Source organism: Niallia oryzisoli, from assembly GCF_043641075.1.
Taxonomy (GTDB): Bacteria; Bacillota; Bacilli; order Bacillales; family Cytobacillaceae; genus Bacillus_BD; species Bacillus_BD oryzisoli_A.
Genome location: NZ_JBHZRC010000014.1, coordinates 18,728 through 42,540 on the forward strand (window position 1 = coordinate 18,728; position 23,813 = coordinate 42,540).

24 protein-coding genes are annotated in these 23,813 nt (G+C 42.2%); 1 reads left to right on the top strand and 23 read right to left on the bottom strand.

Going from position 1 to position 23,813, the window contains the following annotated elements:
• Positions 1-150: 150 nt before the first annotated feature.
• Positions 151-1,155 (bottom strand): peptidoglycan DD-metalloendopeptidase family protein, encoded by a 1,005-nt coding sequence (locus ACHUFV_RS23765; RefSeq protein ID WP_394238540.1) that lies wholly within the window; start codon positions 1,153-1,155, stop codon positions 151-153.
• A gap of 365 nt (positions 1,156-1,520) precedes the next feature.
• Here ACHUFV_RS23765 and ACHUFV_RS23770 point away from each other — a divergent pair, with 365 nt between their 5' ends.
• Complete coding sequence (locus ACHUFV_RS23770; protein ID WP_394238668.1) at positions 1,521-1,907, top strand: VanZ family protein; 387 nt, start codon at positions 1,521-1,523, stop codon at positions 1,905-1,907.
• Between the two features lie 118 nt (positions 1,908-2,025).
• On the opposite strand, the gene spoIID is transcribed toward ACHUFV_RS23770, so the two are convergent.
• The 22 genes from spoIID to atpF all read right to left on the bottom strand — a co-directional run bounded on the left by spoIID (position 2,026) and on the right by atpF (position 23,644).
• Positions 2,026-3,069 carry a stage II sporulation protein D gene (spoIID, locus tag ACHUFV_RS23775; protein WP_394238542.1) on the bottom strand — a complete coding sequence of 348 codons (1,044 nt, stop codon included), beginning with the start codon at positions 3,067-3,069 and terminating at the stop codon, positions 2,026-2,028.
• Positions 3,070-3,566: 497 nt separating this feature from the next.
• Entirely contained in the window at positions 3,567-4,877 is a 1,311-nt protein-coding gene (gene murA / locus ACHUFV_RS23780; RefSeq protein ID WP_394238544.1) for a UDP-N-acetylglucosamine 1-carboxyvinyltransferase, read from the bottom strand.
• Between the two features lie 31 nt (positions 4,878-4,908).
• Entirely contained in the window at positions 4,909-5,637 is a 729-nt protein-coding gene (locus ACHUFV_RS23785; RefSeq protein WP_394238546.1) for a YwmB family TATA-box binding protein, read from the bottom strand.
• A 216-nt stretch (positions 5,638-5,853) separates the two neighbouring features.
• Positions 5,854-6,096, bottom strand: a complete 243-nt coding sequence (locus tag ACHUFV_RS23790; protein WP_394238551.1) for a DUF1146 family protein — start codon at positions 6,094-6,096, stop codon at positions 5,854-5,856.
• A gap of 415 nt (positions 6,097-6,511) precedes the next feature.
• Complete coding sequence (locus tag ACHUFV_RS23795) at positions 6,512-6,811, bottom strand: hypothetical protein (protein ID WP_394238553.1); 300 nt, start codon at positions 6,809-6,811, stop codon at positions 6,512-6,514.
• A gap of 197 nt (positions 6,812-7,008) precedes the next feature.
• Positions 7,009-8,532 carry an NADH-quinone oxidoreductase subunit NuoN gene (nuoN, locus tag ACHUFV_RS23800; RefSeq protein WP_394238555.1) on the bottom strand — a complete coding sequence of 508 codons (1,524 nt, stop codon included), beginning with the start codon at positions 8,530-8,532 and terminating at the stop codon, positions 7,009-7,011.
• A 6-nt stretch (positions 8,533-8,538) separates the two neighbouring features.
• Complete coding sequence (locus ACHUFV_RS23805) at positions 8,539-10,047, bottom strand: NADH-quinone oxidoreductase subunit M (RefSeq protein WP_394238556.1); 1,509 nt, start codon at positions 10,045-10,047, stop codon at positions 8,539-8,541.
• A complete protein-coding gene (gene nuoL / locus ACHUFV_RS23810) occupies positions 10,044-11,915 on the bottom strand; it encodes an NADH-quinone oxidoreductase subunit L (protein ID WP_394238558.1) in 1,872 nt (623 codons plus the stop codon). Before nuoL ends, ACHUFV_RS23805 begins: the two co-directional genes overlap by 4 nt.
• Before the next feature lie 99 nt (positions 11,916-12,014).
• A complete protein-coding gene (gene nuoK, locus ACHUFV_RS23815) occupies positions 12,015-12,332 on the bottom strand; it encodes an NADH-quinone oxidoreductase subunit NuoK (RefSeq protein WP_394238561.1) in 318 nt (105 codons plus the stop codon).
• A complete protein-coding gene (locus ACHUFV_RS23820) occupies positions 12,329-12,844 on the bottom strand; it encodes an NADH-quinone oxidoreductase subunit J (protein ID WP_394238563.1) in 516 nt (171 codons plus the stop codon). Before ACHUFV_RS23820 ends, nuoK begins: the two co-directional genes overlap by 4 nt.
• A complete protein-coding gene (nuoI, locus tag ACHUFV_RS23825) occupies positions 12,841-13,260 on the bottom strand; it encodes an NADH-quinone oxidoreductase subunit NuoI (RefSeq protein WP_394238565.1) in 420 nt (139 codons plus the stop codon). Before nuoI ends, ACHUFV_RS23820 begins: the two co-directional genes overlap by 4 nt.
• Before the next feature lie 147 nt (positions 13,261-13,407).
• Entirely contained in the window at positions 13,408-14,415 is a 1,008-nt protein-coding gene (gene nuoH, locus ACHUFV_RS23830; protein ID WP_394238670.1) for an NADH-quinone oxidoreductase subunit NuoH, read from the bottom strand.
• Complete coding sequence (locus tag ACHUFV_RS23835; RefSeq protein ID WP_394238567.1) at positions 14,415-15,515, bottom strand: NADH-quinone oxidoreductase subunit D; 1,101 nt, start codon at positions 15,513-15,515, stop codon at positions 14,415-14,417. Before ACHUFV_RS23835 ends, nuoH begins: the two co-directional genes overlap by 1 nt.
• A gap of 3 nt (positions 15,516-15,518) precedes the next feature.
• A complete protein-coding gene (locus ACHUFV_RS23840) occupies positions 15,519-16,484 on the bottom strand; it encodes an NADH-quinone oxidoreductase subunit C (RefSeq protein WP_394238568.1) in 966 nt (321 codons plus the stop codon).
• A 3-nt stretch (positions 16,485-16,487) separates the two neighbouring features.
• Positions 16,488-16,964 carry a NuoB/complex I 20 kDa subunit family protein gene (locus ACHUFV_RS23845; RefSeq protein WP_394238672.1) on the bottom strand — a complete coding sequence of 159 codons (477 nt, stop codon included), beginning with the start codon at positions 16,962-16,964 and terminating at the stop codon, positions 16,488-16,490.
• A 26-nt stretch (positions 16,965-16,990) separates the two neighbouring features.
• Positions 16,991-17,365: an NADH-quinone oxidoreductase subunit A gene (locus ACHUFV_RS23850; protein WP_394238570.1), complete on the bottom strand. Its 375-nt coding sequence runs from the start codon at positions 17,363-17,365 to the stop codon at positions 16,991-16,993.
• 843 nt (positions 17,366-18,208) lie between these two features.
• Entirely contained in the window at positions 18,209-18,616 is a 408-nt protein-coding gene (locus tag ACHUFV_RS23855; RefSeq protein WP_394238572.1) for a F0F1 ATP synthase subunit epsilon, read from the bottom strand.
• Between the two features lie 22 nt (positions 18,617-18,638).
• Positions 18,639-20,051, bottom strand: a complete 1,413-nt coding sequence (atpD, locus tag ACHUFV_RS23860) for a F0F1 ATP synthase subunit beta (protein ID WP_394238574.1) — start codon at positions 20,049-20,051, stop codon at positions 18,639-18,641.
• Between the two features lie 81 nt (positions 20,052-20,132).
• Complete coding sequence (locus ACHUFV_RS23865; RefSeq protein WP_394238575.1) at positions 20,133-20,993, bottom strand: F0F1 ATP synthase subunit gamma; 861 nt, start codon at positions 20,991-20,993, stop codon at positions 20,133-20,135.
• Between the two features lie 58 nt (positions 20,994-21,051).
• Positions 21,052-22,563: a F0F1 ATP synthase subunit alpha gene (gene atpA / locus ACHUFV_RS23870; protein WP_394238577.1), complete on the bottom strand. Its 1,512-nt coding sequence runs from the start codon at positions 22,561-22,563 to the stop codon at positions 21,052-21,054.
• Between the two features lie 23 nt (positions 22,564-22,586).
• Positions 22,587-23,123 carry a F0F1 ATP synthase subunit delta gene (locus ACHUFV_RS23875; RefSeq protein ID WP_394238579.1) on the bottom strand — a complete coding sequence of 179 codons (537 nt, stop codon included), beginning with the start codon at positions 23,121-23,123 and terminating at the stop codon, positions 22,587-22,589.
• Positions 23,120-23,644: a F0F1 ATP synthase subunit B gene (gene atpF / locus ACHUFV_RS23880; RefSeq protein WP_394238581.1), complete on the bottom strand. Its 525-nt coding sequence runs from the start codon at positions 23,642-23,644 to the stop codon at positions 23,120-23,122. Before atpF ends, ACHUFV_RS23875 begins: the two co-directional genes overlap by 4 nt.
• Positions 23,645-23,813: the final 169 nt, after the last annotated feature.

A 23,813-nucleotide genomic window follows, 5' to 3' on the forward strand; every position in this document is an offset into this window, starting at 1 on the left:
ATATAGGTTTAGAAATGAAAATGTATGACAGGATAGACATTCACATCAATTGTAGCGCTTACATTTTTGACGTCTCACTGTTTTGAAAAAATAAAAAAGGTGTCGGGAACATAATATTGTTCCCGACACCTTTTTTCATCTATGCAATGATTATGCATCTTGATTTGTTTTGTTTGTAGATTCTTTTTCCTGCTTTTGGTCAGCGTTTTTCTCATCTGCAGGTTTTTCAGAATCTGTTGATTCCTTTTCATCCGCAGGCTTTTCTTCCGTTGACTTATCTGTATCAGCTGGCTTTTCAGTAGAATCTTGACCTTCAGTCGCATCTGAACTTTCTTTATCGGCTGCAGGCTCTTTCTTCATTTCTTCTTTGCCTTCTTCATTTGTAAGCTCTTCTTCTTCGCTAACGCCGTTATCGCCAGTTGTTTGCTCTTCAGCAGCTGGCTCTTCTGTTACTGTAGACTCTTGTAACTCACTAACCGGTTTGTTTAAGAATTTCTCAGGATTTACAGGTACACCATTTTTACGGATTTCAAAATGAACATGTGTGCCTGCTTCTTCATTGAACAAGCTTTGTCCAGCAGTAGCAATGGCTTGTCCTTGCTCGATTTCGTCGCCCACTTCAACCTTCATCCCTTTAACAGATGAATATTGAACAACGATATCGTCGTTGTGTTGGATTTCGATCACGTTTCCTAGAAGCGCATCTTCTTCCACTCTTGTTACCGTTCCGCTTAATGATGCCATAACATCAAACGCTTCGCCGTCTTTTACCGTAATATCAATCCCTGTGTTTGGATGGTATTGGTTTTGGTAAACCACAAGAGCTGCCTCCTGCTCTTCAGCCTTGGCGTTGTCCTCATAGAATTTCTTCTGGATTACAACACTGCTGCTGTCCTTTGCAGTAAGCGGAAGCTTCACGTTTTCCATTGCACGTGATACTTCAATTGCTTCATCCTTTGCGTTTTGACCAGGAGCATTTGTCCCGTTCATACTAAACTTATCAGAATCAATTGCATTGTCCGTGCTGCTGTTTTGATACCATAAAACACCGGTTAGAATAAGGGCTGCACTCGCAATATAAGCAGCTGGAAATACCCAACGCTTTTTGAAATAGCGTTTAAAACCTCGAGAAGTATTTTTTTCTTCCTCTCTCATTTATCATCACCTCAGCAATCATTCTGAACAAATTGCGAGGTTTATATACATTCCTTGAAAAAAATTTTTACTCCTTATTTTTCGACAAAACGTTTATAATTATTCATGATTGTCACAAAAATTAATTTGGGACTGTCCTCCAATGCATTAAAACGTTAGTGCGATACCGCTTTGGGGGTCAGCCCCCCTCCTTGTTAACGCGTTAATGTATAGGGTTATACACTGACTTTTGAGCATGTTGATTGGTAGAATTTGTGGTTTTGGATAAATGTGAAGTTCCTTATGTGACATACTTTTCTTATTGATAGGTGGTTATGGTTATTGTTATGGTAAAAATACTTTTAAGATTACTTCCTTTCATTTATATGGTGGCTATCTGGGTGATGTCGAGTATGCCTGATAATGCAGTGGTCGAGCTGCCCGATTCAAAATGGGACTCAGGTATTAAAGAATCACTTCATTTAGTCGAGTTTGGCATTCTTTATGTCCTGCTCGTTTTTGCACTCTTAACATTTAAAGGGCTGACTAAAAAACGAAACATAGTCCTCATGATCATTGCCTCTCTGTACGGGATCACAGATGAAATCCATCAATCCTTTGTCCCGTATCGCTCAGCAACCATGATTGACGTCGTTAAAGACATCACAGGTGTCCTAGTTGCCTCCTGGATTATGTATGGTGCATACCATAAGAAAAGATTCCTAAAGCTTGGAAGAGTATTGAGAAAGCTAGAAAGTACTTCAACGCTTTAACCTGTTGGGGGATAGTCCCCCAACAGGTTAAAGCGTTAATGCAATGAGGGACTGTCCCCCGCCGCTTTAAAGCGAGGTAAGACAGTCCCTCATTTTTTTGTATCGGTACTTAGCTTGATTATTTTTTCGCTGTTATTGTGGTGATGAACGGTTCTGCATCGGCGATTTGGACACCTTGGTAGTAGTATTGGACAATGTCTGTGTACGGTTTGCCTTCTTTAGCCATTCCATTGGCACCGTATTGGCTCATTCCTACACCGTGACCATAGCCTTTTGTGTTAATGACAATATTGTCTCCTCTACGCTCCCATGTAAAGTCTGTGGACATGAGGCCCAGCTTATCGCGAATATCCTTCCCGCTTACTTCTTTTCCATTAATAGTAACCTTTGCCACCCGCTTGCCTTCCGTCCGTTGAGTCACTTCGCCGATGGTTTTATTATTTGACAGCTTCACGCCCAGCTTCGCCTCAAAGTCTTTTACTGTTATGATTTTTTGACCGCTGTATTTAGGAGATTGTTTATCCCAAGGGCTTTCAACGCTTTTTAAATAAGGTAAAGAATTCGGCCATATGGCTTCAGAGCTTTCTGTGTAGCCGTTGCTTGTAGAAAAGAAGGTTGCATCAATTGGAACGCCGTCATACGTGAGGATCTTCCCCTGGGTTTCCCGGACAGCCTCATTAATCTTCTCCATCTTCCAGCTAAAATCAGAAGGGCCCCATACTTTCTTCAATTCTTCCTGGCTTTTATACACCTGGAAAAATTCTGTATCAGCAACATTCGCATCCTTTGGAAGCTCCACGCTTTGGTCACTCATTAGCTGCTTTACAATGTACGTACGGGCTGTTAACGCTTGGGCCTTGAGAGCTTCTTTTTCAAAATCAGCTGGCATTTCAGATGCAACAACACCTGCCACATATTCTTCAAGGGGAATGCTTTCCACGTCTTGCTTGGCTGTCCGATAGACGGCAACATCGATTGAAGGAGCAGTAGCAGTGGCGGCTGCCTCTTCTTTCTTCGGCTGTGCTGCTGCCTCCTTGACATCCTCTCCAAGCTGACCACTTACCTTTTCTTCACCAAATGGAAGTACCACAAACGTCGGAATCATCAGGGTAACAACGAATAGTAGTGCTGCTAGTAGAACGACCGGTTTGAATTTCTTCATGATTATCCTCCATAATGAATAAAATGTTCACAACAAGTGAACAGCGGGCACCCCCGCACGTTACCGCAATGGGTGACAGTCCCCCATTGCGGTGATGCATTAATGTTCCGGGGGACTGTCCCCCACCTTGGTAACGCACTAAATCCCTAAACCCTTCTCTTTGATCAAACGTTCAGAAAAACTCTTTCACATTTCATTCATATGGGATTGGACAAGTATTTATGACTAAATTTGTTGTATGCATATTTTTCATTTTTTTGGGTAATAATAATATATGGAGAGGAATTAATGGGGATTATACTAGGGTTTGAGAATCCCGTTAACTTAACAAAAAAACTTGTAAGAGTAACTAACAACATTCAGGACATGACAATCCTGCTCAGTTTAACATAAAAGTCAGAGGTTTTTTGGGAAGCAGAAGAACCGTCCCTCCGCTTCCAAACGCAAAAAAACCGCATACGGATTCCATGCGGTTTTTCTAAGAGCTATAGTTGGGTTTATGCATTCAGATCGGTGATATATTTTTTGTCGTAGTTGATTTCTTCTACTTCTTCTTTGACTCTTTCGATATCGGCACCAAGGGAAGCCAATTTCTCGTGGAAGTTTACGTAGCCTCGATCTAAGTGCTTAAGTTCTGTAACACGTGTCATACCGTCAGCGACAAGTCCGGACACGATTAATGCTGCTGCTGCGCGAAGGTCTGTAGCAGAAACTTCTGCACCTTGCAGGTTCGCAGGTCCATTAATCACAACAGAACGTCCTTCAATTTTCAAATCCGCATTCATTCTACGGAATTCTTCTACATGCATAAAACGATTTTCAAAAACCGTCTCAGTAATCATAGAAGTTCCCTTTGCCTGAAGCAATAACGCCATCATTTGTGATTGCATATCTGTTGGGAAACCAGGGTGCGGCATTGTTTTGATGTCAACCGCCTTCAGGTTATCCGTTCCAATTATACGAAGACCTTCAGCCTCTTCAATGATTTTTACGCCCATCTCTTCCATTTTTGCGATAAGAGATGTTAAATGCTCAGGAACTGCACCCTTTACAAGTACATCTCCACCAGTAATAGCGGCAGCTACCATAAAGGTTCCGGCTTCAATACGGTCTGGAATGATGTTGTGATCAGCACCAAATAGCACATTCACACCTTCAATTTTAATTGTACCCGTACCTGCACCTTTGACTTTAGCACCCATTTTGTTCAGGAAGTTTGCTAAGTCAACGATTTCCGGCTCTTTTGCAACGTTATCGATGATGGTTGTTCCTTCAGCAAGAACAGCTGCCATCATAATATTTTCCGTTGCGCCCACGCTTGGGAAATCCAAATAAATTTTTGCACCGTGTAAGCGGCCATCTACTTCTGCTTCAATAAATCCATTTCCGACTTTAACCGTTGCACCCATAGCTTCAAAGCCTTTTAAGTGCTGGTCAATCGGACGTGATCCTATTGCACAGCCGCCAGGTAATGCTACTCTTGCACGGCCATTTCTTGCTAAAAGAGAACCCATCACTAAAACAGATGCTCTCATTTTACGAACATATTCAAACGGTGCTTCTACCTTTAACTCTTCTGATGCATCCACGATCACAGTGTTATCTTTAAATGCCACTTCGGCACCAAGAAAACGCAATACTTCATTGATGGTATATACATCGGAGAGTGTAGGTACATCCCGAATTACGCTTTTTCCATCACTTGCTAATAGTGTTGCGGCGATAACAGGTAAAACAGCGTTTTTGGCCCCCTCTACTTTGACGGTCCCGCTTAACCTTTTTCCGCCACGGACGATGATTTTTTCCAAAGTATTCCCCTCCGCGTCCATTATCTCTATATTAATATTCAACCGTTATGATTGGTGTGCCAACTACAAGGGTAGTCTTGCCGCCCAATCCTTGAGTTCTTACTCCAAGTTGTAGGTTCATCTCTTCTGATTGCCCTTTAATCGATTCTGAGAAAAATTTCGAATATGCTGTTGTCGATATAAAGGAGTCCTCTTCAAGTGTCTCGACTTCTTTTGCCTCAAATGCCTGCATCAGGTCGTTTACATGACTCGGCAAAGACTTATTCATCTTATCACCGAACTCACTATATATACAAGAGAAAATAATGGCTTTTTCATGAAATATGCCGCTAATTTTTTCGACAACCGCTTTCTTTATAAATTCCCTCGTATCCTTTTTCCAGCCTTCACCAGTAACCTCATAAATTAAATAGCTTTGCAGATGGTCACCTTCGCCGGTGGATAGAATTCGCAGTGTTTCCTTCAAGCCATTGCCACTTGCCATAACGGCCTTCGCTTCCCATTTTTCATTCACATCAGAAATTTTCCATTTCAGATCGGGATACTGCTGGCTTAACTCATTCATCTTCTCCTGTGCTTGGACATTTTCCAAATCTTGTCTTGCATGTAACGACCATTTATTGATGATAATATTCTGGCCTTGTAACACAGAAGCCATTTTAAAGAGATCCAGTTCTCCTTTACCCTTTGCACTGGCCATGTTCAATAGAATCATTCCAACCGCTGTTAAAGTGACAACTACATATATTATCTTTTTCATGTGCCGTACTCCTCCCCTAACCCTTATTACCATTGTTACCAAGAGGGGAAGTTACATACCCATGAAATACCGTCACTTTTTGACAATGACTTTGTAAAAAAATGCACAAAATGATGTCTATGTACGCATGAGTTAGGTTTACAACATACCAAATTGAATTGTACCAATAATCTTCACATTGGAAACGTGTATGAAGACCTATCTTTTTCCAAAATTCTATTCCAATAAAAGTGGAAGCTGCTGTGACCATGCTAGATAGTCGAGGAAAAAGTTGCTAACGATTGAACCGATTGCAATCGATAATAATATATAGAGCAATCTCGCTTGAAACACCCGATTGGGACGCAGAAACTTTTCAAAGTTAATGGCCATCAGAGCCCACCACGATACCGCGATAAAGACAAGATGCGAAAGAATGCTCAATATCGCTTGAGGTCCATACTCCGTTATCACTAACATCAGCTCCTTTTTTTACAATCCAACCACTATTTTACCACACTTTTCCATCACTCTCACATAAAAATGCTTATTATGCTATTGGAGTATTCTTTAAAAAGCAGAAACTTAGCAGTCCCCATATTAAACGAATCAATCCATCAAAAGGTTTCAAATATTACAAAAATATTTCTAAAATATTTCAGAAGATCCCCAAAAAGCCATGACCTACCAATACTTTTCGAAGCAAACAATCATTTTATGGGGGTACTATGAAAAAAATTTTGAAGCATGGGGACGGTTCTTTCGCTTCCTTCGTCTCCCGAAGGAAGCAGGAGAACCGTCCCCATGCTCCTCTGTTTCCAATAAAAAAAGCGCCAAACTAGGCGCTTTTCAGGTATTTATTGATTAACAAATGCTGAAAACTAAGACTGCTGCTTTACAGCTTCCATTTTGGAAAGTCTTCGCTCTTTTGTTTTTCATAATCCTGCATCCTGGAAAACGAGTTTCCTAGATTTCGCACAATGTAACCTTGAGGGCTTAATGTCTCGACCTTCCCATTTATCTCTTCAATATTAATTTGTGCAAACATTTTTGCGATGGAAGCTAAGCTTGCAATCGTGTCCATTAGCTCAGGATTGTCATGATTGTGCTTTTTAGAAATGGAGTAAATATAATCAAGTCTATTTCTAATATGCATAAGCGTCTCGATCTCAAACTGTTCCTGTCCATTTTTCATAGCTTTCACTCCTCATACTTAAGCATATGAACGAAAAATGAAATGTTGACCCAAAAAGGAAAATAAAGCAGCGGGACGGTTCTTCCGCTTCCTTCGTCTCTCGAAGAAAGCAGGAGAACCGTCCCCCTGCTTCCTGCTTCTCCAAAAAAAGGAGCTGAAATCTCGATGATCTCAGCTCCTTCTTTTATCACTTTAATTTATTGTAGAAAGTCGCCAAATTCGTAGAACTGGTTTTGTAGGAAGTCGAATGCCAGGTTCGGGAAGATACCGAATAGGACGCTTGCTACCACACAGATGAGGATGACGATTCCGGTTGTGACTGGAATTTTGATGCGCTCATTTTCTTTTCCCTCAGGAGCTGGTTTGAAGAAGACCTGAGCCAAAATTCTGAAGTAGTACACATAAGATACCACAGTTGTGGCTATCATAATTCCAACTAAGACATAGTTAGCCTGCTCGCGGACGAGTGCGCCTGTGATGATATTCAGCTTTCCGATAAAACCGGCAGTACCCGGGATTCCAGCAAGAGACAGAACCAAGACGCCCATTGCCACCGCAAGCCACGGTGCGCGCTTATACAGGCCGGCAAAGTGACTCAAGTCCTCCGAATCGGACTTTTCCGTTACCACCTGAATAATCGCAAAGGCACCCATGTTCATGAACAGATAGGCCACCAAATAGAACCATAAGGAATCAAACATAAATAGTGATAACGCTGCGACGGCTACCAGCAGATAACCGGCATGCGCAACGCTTGAGTATGCAAATAAACGCTTGATGTTTTTCTGACGCAATGCCACCACGTTTCCAATAATCATCGTTGCGGCTGCGATAAACGCGATGTAATGCTCCATATCCACCAGAATGGACGGTGAGCCAGGACCATTTGTAGCTGCACTCGCAAATATAGAAAGAATGATTCGGACAATCAATGCAAAGCCTGCTGCCTTTGACACAACGCTTAAAAATGCGGTAACAGGTGTTGGTGCCCCTTGGTATACATCCGGTGCCCACATATGGTACGGTGCAGCGGCAATTTTAAACGATAAGCCAACAAAGATCATTAAGAAGGCAATCACGAGTAAGTATACCTGCTGCGAATCATTAATCGCCATTAGTACATTTCGCATTTCAGCCAAATTGGTTGTGCCCGTTAACCCGAACACATAGCTCATACCGAACAATGTAATGGCAGAGGATAAGCTTCCGTTTACCACATATTTCATCGCAGATTCATTGGACTGCAGATTTGTTTTGCGAATACCTGCTAATATATAGGAAGAAATCGATAAGAGTTCAAGGCCTACATATAGCGTAATCAGGTCACCGCTTGACGTCATAATCATGGCGCCCAGCAATGCTGCTAAGAACAGATAGAAAAATTCTCCTCGATATTCCTTCATGCCTTCCTTCGGCTCATAACTGATAGCCAGCAGCATAACAAACCCAGCGCCACAAAGCAGGATCAGCTTGAAGGCCTTCGCAAACGCATCAAGTCTGAAGGTATCATATAAAATCGCTGTAACATCCTTATCCAGTAAACCAGCCAAGGATACAATTGCAGCCAAAATGCCGACAAAACCAATCCAGCCGAGGATTTTGCGGTTCTGCTTTCTTGGCATGAATAAATCTAAAAGGGTAATAACCGTCAAGACCCCAAGGATGATGAACTCAGGCATCATGATACCCCATTCAAATGATAACAATGTTTCGAGATCCATCCTTCATCACCCTCCGATCCTAAGCATAATAGTTTCTAATGTTGACTGCAGCGGCTCGCTCAGTATAGTTGGGTACACACCAATTAACACAATCAAAGCAAGTAACACAATGGCTGGTACGAACTCAACCGCACGTAGGTCCTTTGCTCCGTACCACTCCCAGTTTGCAGTTCCATACGTAATGCCAAGCACTGCGCGAAGCAAATAGACAGCCGTCATAATGATTCCAAGTGCCCCAACAGCGGCAAGCACCGGCATTTCTTTAAACAAACCTAGGAATGCCATAAATTCGCTGACAAAGCCGGACATCCCCGGTAATCCAAGTGATGCCATCCCGCCAGCAAGTAAGAATCCTGCTGTAATCGGCATCGCCTTTGCCATTCCGCCAAGCTTTTCGAACTCGGTTGTTTGTGTTCTTTCGTAAAAAACACCGACTAAGAAGAAGAGCAAGGCTGAAATTAATCCGTGTGAAACGACCTGGAAAACCGCTCCCTGTATACCTGCTTCATTTAAGGCACCTAATCCGATTAACACAATTCCCATATGAGAAATCGAAGAATAAGCTAACACCATTTTGAAATCCTTTTGTACAAAAGCAAGGAATGCCCCGTACAACAGGTTGATCACGCCAAGTACCGCCAGGAGTACAGCTAGCTCTTTAAACTGCTCTGGGAAAATTCCCATACCAAAGCGGATTAAACCGTAAGCACCAATTTTTAAAAGAATACCAGAGTGAATCATAACAATTGATGGCGGTGCTTGAACGTGCACGCGTACCATCCAGCTATGCAATGGAAAAATTGGAAGCTTCACGCCGAAAGCTATTAGTAGGGCAATGAACAAGCCAAGCTTCAGGTCTTCAGACATACTGCTCAAAAGCTGCGGATTGTCTGATGTCATGATCGCCTGTAATGCCTCGATATTCGTTGTCCCTGTACGAGCAAAGAACACGATAATGACAATCAAAAGAATCGCGGAACCAAGCCCGTTATAAATCAAGAAGCTATATGCAGCTTTTTCCTTTTCCTGATAACCCCATTTTCCAATTAAGAAGAAGGTTGGGATCAGTGTCATTTCGAAGAATAGGAAGAATAGCACTAAGTTCTCAGCGGCAAATACACCGAGCATGCCTGCTTCCAGCAAGAGGAACAGCATGAAATAGCCCTTCCATTCTTCTTTTATATGAACCGAAGCAATGCTAGCAAGTGTAGCCACGACTGCTGTTAACACGAGCAGTACGAGCTGGAAGCCGTCAACGCCAAGCTCATATTTAATCGTAAATAAATCACCGTATTGAATCGCATTTTTAAATGCAATCCAGTCCAGCTTTTCGCTCAAACTCGCCAAATCAAGCCCTGAGCGGTATTGGAAAAATAAACTTAACGAAATCACAAGAGCTGGAATCGTTGCTAAAAAACCGATACCCTTCAGCAGCTTTTCCTGCGTTTTTGGAATAAATAATAGCACTAACACTCCAATAAGAGGGGAGAAAATCAAGAACGATAATAGACTCATTTAAAATACCCCCCTGTTACGGCATAGATGACAACCAGGATAGCCAACCCGATGAAGGCGAAGGCTCCATACATTTGGATTTGTCCGTTTTGCACCTTTGATCCAACATTCGAAAGTGAAGTAATTATTCCCTGTACGAGTTTGACTAACCCTTCAACAATGAACCATTCAATGTATTGCAGAAATAAGCTGAATACCTTTGCTAGATTAACAAAAATGAATTCATAAAGCTCATCAATAAACCATTTGTTATACGAAACACTGTAGGCAAGCGGAAATCTTCTTGATAACCAATCGCGGTAAATGGATTTTTTTCCATAAATTAACCATGCAAGATAAATTCCTAAAAGTGAAACGATGGTCGCTACGAGCATAATCCAAATCGGCGCTTCCTCATGACCATGGTGGCCAAGCAGCTCGTTGCCTTCTGTTAACCAATCGCCTAAAAAGGTGCCAAACCATGGTGTGTTCATATAGCCGGCCACAACCGCTAAGACACCAAGGATCATCATTGGCAACGTCATCGCTGACGGTGATTCGTGAACATTTTCCACCTTTTCTCTTGCTTCGCCTGAAAAGACCATAAAGAATAAACGGAACATATAAAAAGCGGTTAAAAATGCTGTAATGACTGCTAAAGTGAACAGGACTGGATGGCCTGCATTCCAGGTTGCTACGAGAATTTCATCCTTACTGAAGAAACCTGAAAGTAACGGCACACCACTGATAGCCATTGTACCGATTAAAAACAGCATGCTTGTTTTCGGAATCTTTTTCCAAAGTCCGCCCATTTTTTCAATATCCTGCGTATGAACAGCGTGAATCACGCTACCTGCCGCTAGGAATAATAACGCTTTAAAGAACGCGTGTGTTGTTAAATGGAACACACCTGCTACATAGCCCGCAGAACCAAGCGCAAGCATCATATAGCCCAGCTGGCTGACGGTTGAGTAAGCTAGCACTCTCTTAATATCCTTTTGCGTAAGGGCAATGGTAGCGGCAAAAATCGCTGTAATGCCCCCGATTACCGCAACAGTCATCAAGGCTGTTTCACTTGCCATGAATAACGGGAACAAGGATGCGACTAAATACACACCGGCAGCAACCATTGTTGCGGCGTGGATAAGTGCAGATACCGGCGTCGGACCTTCCATTGCATCCGGCAGCCATGTGTGAAGCGGGAACTGACCTGATTTTCCGACTGCTCCGATAAAAATAAGGATGGCTGTCAGTGTAATCATCCCCTGACTGATAGCATCATTTGATACGGCATCAAAAATCCGATCATATTCAAAGCTGCCAACCTGCCAGAATAAGAGAATCATCCCGATCAACAGACCTACGTCGCCGATACGGGTCATAATGAAGGCTTTTTTTGCAGCAGCCTTCGCTTCTTCTTTGTAAAAATAAAATCCGATTAACAGGAATGAACCTAAACCGACTAATTCCCAGAAAATATAGGTTTGCAGTAAATTGGGTGAAAGAACAAGTCCGAGCATTGAAAATGTAAACAAACCTAAATAGGAATAAAATACAGAAAATCGGTCGTCACCTTTCATATACCCTGCTGAATATGTATGTACAAGAAAGCTGACAAGTGAGACGATGACTAACATTAATGCATTTAATTGATTGACTTCAAATCCCACTGTAAGCTCTAATTCCCCGATTTTCAGCCAAACTGCTTCTGATTTAAAGGTTGGGCCCACGATACGGTCAAAAAGCACCAACACTGAATAAATTAACGAGGCGAATGCCAGTAGAATGGCAATATAGGAACTTGCCTCTTTAAGCCGCTTGCCGAAAAGGACGAGAAGTAGAAACGATAGTAGCGGGAAAAGCGGTATGATCCATGCGCTTTCCATCAAATTCAGATCCCCCTTTTTGAGGTACCCAGATGCTGGGCTTTTCCGGAAAAAATGATCCTTCCTTCCGTTCTCCTCATAAACTCTGAAGCTTTGTTTAGTTTAGTGCTTCATCGTGTCCATTTCATCAATATTAACGGTTTTTCTATTACGATAAAGAGCCATCAAAATGGCTAATCCAATCGCCGCTTCGGCAGCCGCTACGGCCATGCTGAATAAGGCGAAAATCTGCCCGTTAATGGACGGAGCCACACCCAGCTTGCTAAAGGCAACTAGATTAATATTAACGGCATTTAACATTAATTCGATTGAGATTAAGACAATGACGGTATTCCGCTTTGTCAATGCACCGTAAAGGCCAATACAGAAAAGGATCAAGGCCAATGCTAGAAATGCCGAAATAGGTACGGAAGAACTCATTTTTCATCGGCCTCCTTTTCATTATCTCTTTTTGCCAGAATAATAGCCCCGATCAGAGCCACTAACAGAACAATCGATGTTAATTCAAAAGGAATAATATATTTTGTGTAAAGGGCCACACCAATTTGCTCTGTGTTATTTACATGAAGCTCCTGATCAAGCAATGGGAAATCCAAATTATAAATTCCTAAATACACAACAGCTGCAAAGGCTACTACACCGAGGAAGAGCGTAATCTTCTTGCCCCAGCCTCCCTTTGGCTCCTCTTGATCATCATGACGCGTTAACATGATTCCAAATAGCATGATAATCGTAATGGCACCAGAATAGATGAGAATTTGAACGACCGCTAGGAATTCTGCTGATAAGAGAATATAGATCCCGGCAATACTGATAAAAGTGGCTACTAATGCTAACACCATATGAACCACCTTTGTCAGATTTAGCAGAAGGACACCGCCTGAAACGGCTATAAAAGCGAGTATGATAAATGCGAGAAATTCTCCACTCATGGTTTATTCACCTGCCGAATATTCTCATCGTTCTCATCAAGCCATTCGAGGTTTTTAAATAAATCATCGCGGCTGTACTCGGATAGCTCAAAGTTATTCGTCATAATAATGGCTTCCGTTGGACAAACCTCGGTACATAAATCGCATAGAATACAAATTTCAAAGTTTATATCATATGTGTCGATCACTTTCCCCTTTTTCGTTGGATCTGGATGCTTCTTCCCTGTCAAGTTAATACAGTCAGTCGGACATATATTGGCACATTGATTACAGACAATACATTTCTCCGGGTAAAACTTCTGTATTCCACGAAAACGATCAGGCAGCGGGATCGATTCATTCGGATAATCATACGTCATCTTCTCACGAGACATATTCTTCAGCGTATACGCCAAACCTTTCATTAATCCAATCATGTGATCACCTCTTAAGTAAATGGGGTGTACTGCTCCCCCTTCGCTTTAGCACGTTAAACTATTGGGGGACAGTCCCCCGCCACTTTAACGCGGTAACGTTCTGGGGGTCTGACCCCCGGTGCTTTAACGTGGTAACGTATAGCTCCCTTAGAATAGATTGATAATTTCTTTGATAAGTGCTGTTAGGAAGATATTAGCCAAGGCGATTGGCAGTAATACTTTCCAGGCAAATTCCATCAGCTGATCTGGGCGGACACGCGGGAATGTTGAGCGCAGCCACAGTAGAACGAATGTGACAACACTAAATTTCAACGCGAACCAGACCGCACCCGGGATAAAGCCGAGGAATGGAAGCGGCAGCCAGCCTCCTAAGAATAAAACAACAATTAACGCAGACATAGCAAACATATACGTATATTCTGTCAGCATGAAAAATGCAAATCGGAAACCGGAATAGTCTACGTGATATCCCGAAACAAGCTCTGACTCTGATTCTGGAAGGTCAAATGGAATCCGGTTTAGTTCAGCAACAGCTGAAATAAAGAATAGGATAAAGCCAATTGGCTGTACAATGACATACCATCCATTTTGCTGTGCAGTGACAATATCCATCAGATTTAGGCTTCCCGTTAATAAAATGACGCCTAAAACGGACATGACCAATGGAATTTCATAGGAAATCATTTGTGCCGCACCGCGCATCGCACCAAGCAAAGCATATTTATTGTTGGATGCCCATCCTGCAGTCACCATTCCAAGCACGGTAATACCGGAAATCGCAATATAATAAAGCAAACCGACGCCAATATCCGCAAAATAAAATTTATCCGTAAACGGAATTACCGCAACCACCATAAACGATGGTGCAAACGCAATCACCGGCGCCAGGATATACAACGGCTTATCAGCAAGCTTTGGAATGATATCTTCTTTTAAAAGAAGCTTCAAAACATCCGCTGCTGTCTGTAACAGTCCCCATTTTCCCCCAAGCTGGTTGGGACCAATCCGAAGCTGCATAAATCCCATTACTTTACGCTCTGCGAGGATAACATAGGTTACGTAACCGAGAACAACAAATAAGAATAACGTTGCTAGTAAAAAGAAAATCCCAAAATTGACGAGACTTGGACTCGAGTTTAACAGATCTGCCATCATCACCCATCAACCTCCCCAAGGATAATATCAGTAGCCCCTAGAATGACGATTAAGTTTGATATATTTTCCCCAACAAGCAGTTTTGGGAGAATTTGAAGGTTATAGAATGATGGACGTCTAAATTTCAAGCGGTACGGTTCCTTTTTCCCGTCACTGGCAATATAGCAGCCGATTTCTCCACGTGGAGACTCAATTCTGACATATGTCTCCCCAACCGGTGCCTTAATAATTTTCGGCACTTTGGCTAATATCGCTCCATCCTTCGGAAATTGCTCAACAGCTTGTTCAATAATTTTAAGCGTTTCTTCAATTTCAGCTAACCGCACCTGATAGCGTGCCCAGCAATCGCCGGTCGTTTGAACGGGAACATCAAATTCAAAGCGGTCATAAATAGAATACGGCTCATTTTTACGTAAGTCCCATTTCACTCCCGTACTGCGAAGATTGGTACCGCTTAATGAATATTGGAGAGCTTCCTCCGGTGTAATCACACCAACGCCTTTTACACGGTTTAGAAAAATTTCATTTCCTGTTACCAGCTGATGGTATCCCTTCAATTGTTCACGCATATATGGAACAAATTCTCTGACTTTATCAATCCAGCCATCTGGAGCATCCCATTTCACGCCGCCGACACGCATATAGTTAAACGTCATCCGGCCGCCGGAAAGCTCATTCAGCAGATTTAAAATCATTTCGCGATCCCGGAAGGCATAAATGAATGGGCTGGTTGCACCAATATCAAGTAAATAGGTGCCCCACCAAACAAGGTGGCTTGCCACTCGATTCAGCTCCATCGCGATAACCCTTAAATATTCAGCTCGTTCTGGTATTTCAAGCCCCATCATTGTCTCAACGGCATGACAGAGGACATAGTTATTAGTCATAGCCGCAACGTAGTCCATTCTATCTGTATACGGAATGATTTGCGTATACTGCAGATTCTCCGCCAATTTTTCTGTACCGCGATGGAGATAGCCGATGACCGGCTTTGCTTCTTTTATGATTTCACCATCTATTTTCAAAACAATTCGGAATACGCCGTGCGTACTAGGGTGCTGAGGCCCGACATTTAACAACATTTCTTCCGTTCTTAACATTGCTTATACCTCCACATCATATGGCTCATAATCTTTACGGAGAGGGTGACCAATCCATTCCTCTCCCAGCATAATGCGATGGAGATCAGGGTGTCCCAGGAACTTAATCCCCAATAGATCATATGCTTCACATTCAGGCCAGTTTGCGCCAGCCCACAGAGGTACAAGCGACTCAATTTCAGGCTGATCCCGGTCAAGTTTTACCTTGATAGCAATAGGTTGGGAGTTTTTATAAGAATATAAGCTTACGTAAACTTCCATATGTGTTTGAAAATCAGTACCATGGAGCTCTGACAAATAATCAAAGCTTAGCTGTTCATTATATTTGAGATATTCAGTCACTTTATAATAGTACTCTTTACGAAGAATCAGCGTTGGCATGTCTTTGGCCAGCTTGTTAATATAGCTTTCCTCGATTGCCTCTTTTCCGATATGCTCTTCAATCACCTTGACATATTTGTCCAAATAAGGCTGGTTTGGTGACGGCTTAGCCATTTCTACTTCTTCAGCAGGCTCGGAGTCCCCACCTCCAGCGGCTTTCGCTTTTGCAGCTGCTGCGGCGGCGGCCTTTGCCTTTGCGGCGGCAATTGCTTTTGCTTTTTCATCGCCGGCATCTCCTCCGCCAGCTGCCGCTTTTGCCTTCGCTGCTGCGGCGGCCTTCGCTTTTGCAACTGCTGCGGCTTTCGCCTTGGCCTTTGCCTCGTCATCATCCGAACCGGAAGACTCACCTGCCTGCTCCTTTGCTTTCGCCTTCGCTAGTGCAGCGGCTTTTGCTTTAGCCGCAGCAGCGGCCTTTTGCTTTGCTAAATCATCTGCTGGGGCGCTTGCCTCAGTCTCTTTTAGTGATTCTGCCTGCTCCTCGGCCTTCAGCTTTGCCTGTGCAGCTGCCTTGGCTTTAGCGGCAGCTGCTGCCTTCGCCTTCGCAGCGGCTTCCTTTTTTAATTGTTCTATGTCCTTTTCTCCACTCATTTGTTACATCACCTTCTTCCCGGTTTTTGCCTCATAGCGGATTTTCTCCTTCAATTTATTAACTCCGTAAATGAGTGCAGCCGGGTTTGGTGGGCAACCTGGTATGTATACATCAACAGGGACAATTTGATCGACCCCTTTGACGACGGAATACGATTTTACATATGGTCCGCCTGCAATTGCACATGATCCCATAGCGATAACCCATTTTGGCTCCGGCATTTGATCGTATAGTCTTTTTAAAATAGGTGCCATTTTTTTCGTTACTGTTCCAGCAACAATCATCACGTCTGCATGACGAGGAGAAGCCCGGAAGATGACACCAAAACGGTCAAAATCATAATGCGCTCCACCTGTTCCCATCATCTCAATCGCACAGCAGGCAAGACCAAACGACAACGGCCACATGGAACTGCTTCTTGCCCAGCCCTTTACATTTTCAAGCGTAGATAAGAAGATATTGCGTTTAATCTCTTCCATTTCATCTGACGAAAAACCATCATATTTTAATTCCACTTTAACACCTTCTTTTTCCATGCGTATATTAGTCCGATGACTAGCATTACAACAAAGATTAGCATTTCAATCAACGCGAAAATGCCAAGCTGTTCATAGGCGACCGCCCACGGATACAAAAATACTGTTTCAACGTCAAAAATAACAAACATGAGTGCGAAAATATAGTACGCGATATTGAATTGAACCCGCGAATCACCATATGGATCGATTCCACTTTCATAGGTGGTATACTTTGCTTCTTCAGGTTTATGCGGTCTTAGTAACTTTCCAAAGAATAACGCTACGATTGGCAAGATTATACCTAGGAGTAAAAATATAAAAACCATTAAATAATTATTTTGGTAAACATTCAATAAATCCATGCCTCAGCTCCTCCTTTTTGTTATCTGAAAAGTTAAAATTGTAACCGATATCATTATAACACCGTTACAATTTGGTGTCGACATAACAGTTTTAGTAGATAAATTTGTATATTTTTCTTGTAAAATATGGAATTGACAAGACTACTATTGAACCACTTTCCATACAAAACCCTTTCTAAACTTAACTTATTCATGAAACAACCTTTCATTCTTATTTTAACTCTAAACAGTATTTTCGACCCTTGTTATTTCCATTGTTAGGTAATTTCAGTTGCTGGATGAGACGATACACTGTATCCGGTGATGATAGATTTATAAAATCTTTACATTGACGATTAGTCATAGAATGATTCAATAAAAGATATTCTTCAATTGTTTTCATATGTGCTGTTTTAGAGGTGGTATGGCAGTTTGGAGAGAGCCATGAATAAGAGATCTACTTTATTTCAAACAGCTGACAGCTTAAGCATTGTACTCCTCTGATTAACTCAGTATTCTAAATACCATATTGTTCAATTATATGAGATAGCACGGGTTGGTTATGTTTAATAAGGAGCTTTTTCAATTTGCAAATTTTCTTTTCATCTAGTAGGGAATGGCGTGGTACATTTTTATCCCTATGGATTAATGTTTCTTCTATTATTATAGATTCGATAACGATGAAGAATTTGGATTAAAATGAAGGTGTAATGCGTGGATATTCTGCAATAAAGGAAGCTATCGATAAAGCACTACGAAATTAGATCTTCTTATAACTCCTATGCATAAAGCCATTTGCGTTAATAGCCTAAACACAAAGTAAAAACCCCACTCCAGACAAGGAATGGGGCATCTTATTATCTATTAAAAATCTCTCTTTTGAACGTTAATCCGGTTGATCGCACGTTTTAGAGCAAGCTCAGCACGCTTGAAATCAACGTTGGATTGTTTTACTTCGTTTAGACGATGTTCCGCACGTTCTTTGGCCTTTAGTGCGCGTTCTAAATCGATATGTTCTGCTGTTTCGGCAGCTTGGGCAAGAATCGTTACTTGATCTGGACGAACCTCTAACAATCCGCCAGTTACTGCTACGAATTCTGTATTACCCCCATTTTTCAGACGAACGGATCCGATTTGTAATGGGGCTACCATTGGGATATGGCCAGGTAAAATTCCCAGCTCTCCACTTTGAGCTTTTGTACTAATCATCTCTACATCTGACTCATACACCGGGCCGTCGGGAGTAACAACACTGACTTTGATCGTCTTCATTTTTTACCCTCCTGGTCCGAAATTATACCTCTACACCCATTTGTTTTGCTTTTTCCACAACTTCTTCAATACGGCCTACTAGACGGAATGCATCCTCTGGTAAGTGATCGTATTTACCTTCAAGGATTTCCTTGAAGCCTTTTACTGTTTCTTTTACAGGAACGTATGAACCTGGTTGTCCTGTAAATTGCTCAGCAACGTGGAAGTTTTGTGATAAGAAGTTTTGGATACGACGCGCACGAGCTACGACAAGCTTATCTTCATCAGAAAGCTCATCCATACCTAACATCGCGATGATATCCTGTAATTCTCTATATTTTTGTAGTGTAGATTGTACTCTACGAGCTATATCATAATGTGCTTCGCCAACAATATCAGGTGACAATGCACGTGAAGTTGAAGCAAGTGGATCCACCGCAGGGTAGATACCCATCTCAGAAAGCTTACGCTCAAGGTTTGTTGTTGCATCTAAGTGAGCGAATGTTGTAGCCGGAGCCGGGTCAGTATAGTCATCGGCAGGTACATAGATTGCTTGAATAGATGTAACAGAACCTTTATTTGTTGAAGTGATACGCTCTTGTAAACGTCCCATTTCAGTAGCAAGTGTCGGCTGGTAACCAACGGCAGATGGCATACGGCCAAGTAACGCAGAAACCTCAGAACCTGCTTGTGTAAAACGGAAGATGTTATCAATGAACAATAACACGTCTTGTCCTTGCTCATCACGGAAATATTCAGCCATTGTCAAACCAGTCAAGGCAACACGCATACGTGCACCAGGAGGCTCGTTCATTTGTCCGAATACCATCGCTGTTTGCTTGATAACGCCTGAGTCAGTCATTTCCCAGAAAAGGTCATTTCCTTCACGAGTACGCTCACCAACACCAGCGAATACAGAAATACCGCTGTGCTCTTGCGCGATGTTATTGATTAATTCCTGGATAAGTACGGTTTTACCTACACCCGCACCACCGAATAGACCAATTTTCCCCCCTTTGATGTATGGAGCAAGAAGGTCTACTACTTTAATACCAGTTTCAAGAATTTCTACTTCAGTTGATAACTCTTCGAATTTAGGTGCTTCTCTGTGAATTGCATCGCGGCGAGCATCCGCAGGAAGTGGTTCTCCTAAGTCAATCGCCTCACCTAATACGTTAAACACACGACCAAGTGTTACGTTACCTACAGGAACAGAAATCGGTGCACCTGTATCAACAGCTTCAACGCCGCGAGTTAGTCCATCTGTTGAAGACATCGCAATCGTACGAACTGTATCATCACCTAGGTGAAGAGCAACTTCAAGTGTTAGGTTGATTTCAACATCTTCATTACGAGATGCGATTCTCAATGCGTTATTGAGCTCTGGAAGCTGACCGCTTTGGAACTTTACGTCAACAACCGGACCCATAACTTGAACAACGCGTCCTTTGTTCATCATTTTCCCTCCTATTGTTCTATGAAACAAAATTTAGGGGGTAGAGCCTTCGACCATCTCTACAACCCCATTTTATTTTCTTTATTCGAGGGCGGCGGCTCCGCCTACGATTTCTGTAATCTCTTGTGTAATCGCAGCCTGACGTGCACGGTTGTAACTCAAACTCAAGTTATGAATAATATCATTTGCGTTATCCGTCGCACTCTTCATCGCTGTCATACGTGCTGCGTGCTCACTTGCTTTACTGTCAAGTACGGCTCCGTAAATCAAGCTTTCAGCATATTGCGGCAGCAATACTTCCAGGATTTCTTCTGCAGAAGGCTCAAACTCATAAGAAGTTAGTTTACCTGAATTAGCAGCTAAGTCTCCGAATGGAAGCAATTTCTTCTCTGTCACATCATACTTGATGGCATTGACGTAGTGACTGTAGTACAGATACAATTCGTCAAATGTACCATCAGCAAACATGTTAACAGCATTATTTGTAAAGTCCTTTATATCTGAAAAAGAAGGCTGATCATGAAGACCAACAATATCCAGGATGACATTCATGCCTCTTTTTTTGAAAAAGTCGCGTCCTACACGGCCAAGTGCAATGATGGAAAACTCATCATTTGACTTGTGACGCTCCTTAATTGTTTGATGGACTTGACGCAAAATATTACTATTATAGGATCCGGCTAAGCCACGGTCAGCAGTGATGACAATATAACCTGTCTTCTTAACTGGACGTGATTTTAACATCGGATGATTAGAATCCTTTGCTCCAAGTGCAACAGAGGTTGTGACCTCCTGAATCTTTTCCATATAAGGTACAAAAGCACGGGCATTTTGTTCTGCACGGTTCATTTTCGCAGCAGATACCATCTGCATGGCTTTTGTAATTTGACTCATCTTTTTAGTAGAAGTAATACGTGACTTTATGTCGCGTAAAGATGCCATAGGTTTTCACCACCCTTGATACAACCATTATGGTTGGCATTTCTAATCGTACGATTTATTACTCAGATACTGCGAATGTCTTTTTGAAATCGTTGATCGCAGATTTCATATCATCGTCAGAAGGTAGTTCTTTTGTTGTTGCAATATGATCTAAGATTACTTCTTTACGGTTTTGGTCTAACCAAGCTAAGAACTCAGCTTCAAAGCGGCGGATGTCGCCAACTGGGATATCATCAAGGTGTCCACGTGTTAATGCGTAAAGAATGGCAACCTGCTTTTCAACCTTTAACGGCTTGTTCAAGTCTTGCTTAAGTACCTCAACCGTACGCGCACCACGCTCTAGCTTCGCTTTTGTTGCAGCATCAAGGTCTGAACCGAACTGTGCGAATGCTTCAAGCTCACGGTATGAAGCAAGGTCAAGACGAAGTGTACCAGCAACCTTCTTCATCGCTTTAATCTGTGCAGATCCTCCAACACGGGATACGGATAGACCGGCGTTGATCGCTGGACGTACACCAGAGAAGAATAAGTCAGACTGCAAGAAGATTTGTCCGTCTGTGATTGAAATAACGTTTGTTGGAATATAAGCAGAAACGTCCCCTGCTTGTGTTTCGATGAATGGAAGTGCTGTGATTGAACCAGCGCCTTTTGCATCACTTAATTTTGCCGCACGCTCTAGTAAACGTGAGTGCAGATAGAATACATCCCCTGGATACGCTTCACGACCTGGAGGACGACGAAGTAATAATGATAATTCACGGTATGCAGAAGCTTGCTTTGTTAAATCATCATATACGATAAGAACGTGCTTACCGTTTAACATGAATTCTTCACCCATCGCAACGCCGGCATACGGTGCAAGATATAGTAATGGAGCTGGTTGTGACGCAGATGCAGTTACAACGATTGTATAATCTAATGCTCCGTTTTTACGTAATGTTTCAACAACCCCACGGACTGTTGATTCTTTTTGACCAATCGCAACATAGATACAAATCATGTTTTGATCAGCTTGGTTTAAGATTGTATCAATCGCAACAGATGTTTTACCTGTTTGACGGTCACCGATGATTAACTCACGCTGTCCGCGTCCGATTGGAACAAGAGCGTCGATCGCTTTAATACCAGTTTGTAATGGCTCATGAACGGATTTACGATCCATTACGCCCGGTGCTAAATATTCGATTGGACGAGTTTTTGTTGTATTGATTGGACCTAATCCATCTACAGGTTGTCCGATTGGATTCACGACACGTCCAATTAGTTCTTCACCAACTGGAACCTCCATGATACGGCCTGTACGGCGAACTTCATCGCCTTCACGGATATCTGAGTATGGTCCTAAGATAACGATACCGACGTTATTTTCTTCAAGGTTTTGCGCTAAACCCATAACGCCGTTTGAAAATTCAAGAAGCTCTCCAGCCATGACATTGTCGAGGCCATGAGCACGGGCGATACCGTCACCGACTTGGATAACCGTACCTACATCACTCATTTGAATTTCTGACTGATAATTTTCAATCTGCTTTTTTATCAGCGCGCTTATTTCTTCAGCTTTGATGCTCATGAGTTTCACCCCTATCTACTTACTTAGCGTAACAATTGACGTTCCAAACGCTCAAGCTTGCCTTTAAGGCTGCCATCAAAAATACGGTTTCCGATGCGGACTCTCACTCCGCCGAGCAAATTGGAATCAACTTTATTTTCAATACGAAGAGATTTCTTACCTACTTTAGCTGCAAATGTTGAAGAAAGTGCCTTGCTTTCCTCTTCTGTTAAAAGACGAGTGGAAAAAACTGTTGCTTCCGCAATTCCCTTTTCTTCATTAGCTAATGTAATAAATTGATCTGCCACTTGAGCAATTTCATCTTCACGATGGCGGTCAATGAGAATTAATAGAGTATTTAGCACATACGGATTCACAGCTGAAAAGGACTTCTTAATCAACTGTTCTTTTTCCTGCTTTGAAACCTTAGGTGATTTCAAAACTGTATTTAATCCCGTATTTCCACTTACTACTTCTCTCACTACACGAAGTTCTTCTTCCATTGGTTCAAGAAGTTTTTTTTCTTTTGCAAGTTGGAAAAGAGCGTACGCATAGCGGTTTGCTACTGCTGAATTACTCATCGCTCTTCTCCTATCTGTTGAATGTATTCGTTAATCAATTTTTCTTGATCTTTTTCATTTAATTGCTTTTCAATTACTTTAGAAGCAATTAATACGGATAAAGAAGCCACTTGCTCGCGGATAGCCGCAACTGCCTGCTCCTTTTGCTGGTTAATCTCAAGCTTCGCATTTTCTTTCAAGCGAATTGCTTCAGCACGTGCAGCTGTGATAATTTCTTCACGCTGTACATCGCCTTGCTTTTTCGCACTCTCAACTAACTCTTGAGCTTCTGTACGCGCTTGCTTCAATAATGCACGCTGCTCTTCTAAAAGTTTCTTGGACTCAACACGACTTTGTTCAGCCGCACTGATTTCACCCGCGATATGGTCTTCACGTTGTTTCATGATTCCCATTAACGGACCCCAAGCGAATTTTTTCAATAAAGCCATCAATATAATGAACATAACAAGTTGGAATATAATATCCCCGCTGTTAAAGCCTGCATGTGCAGTCGAACCTAATACTAGACCGTTTGTTAACACCCTCGATTCACTCCCTTCAAGAGTTTAGCACTTCATTACTTTCATTTATAGAAATTCGAATGATTTCCAGATTGAATTAACACGTTTTTACATTATTCATGCATTAGTACAAAAAAAAGATAAAGGAAAGGCGAAGGTTCTAAAAGATATCTTCGCCATTTTAACCATC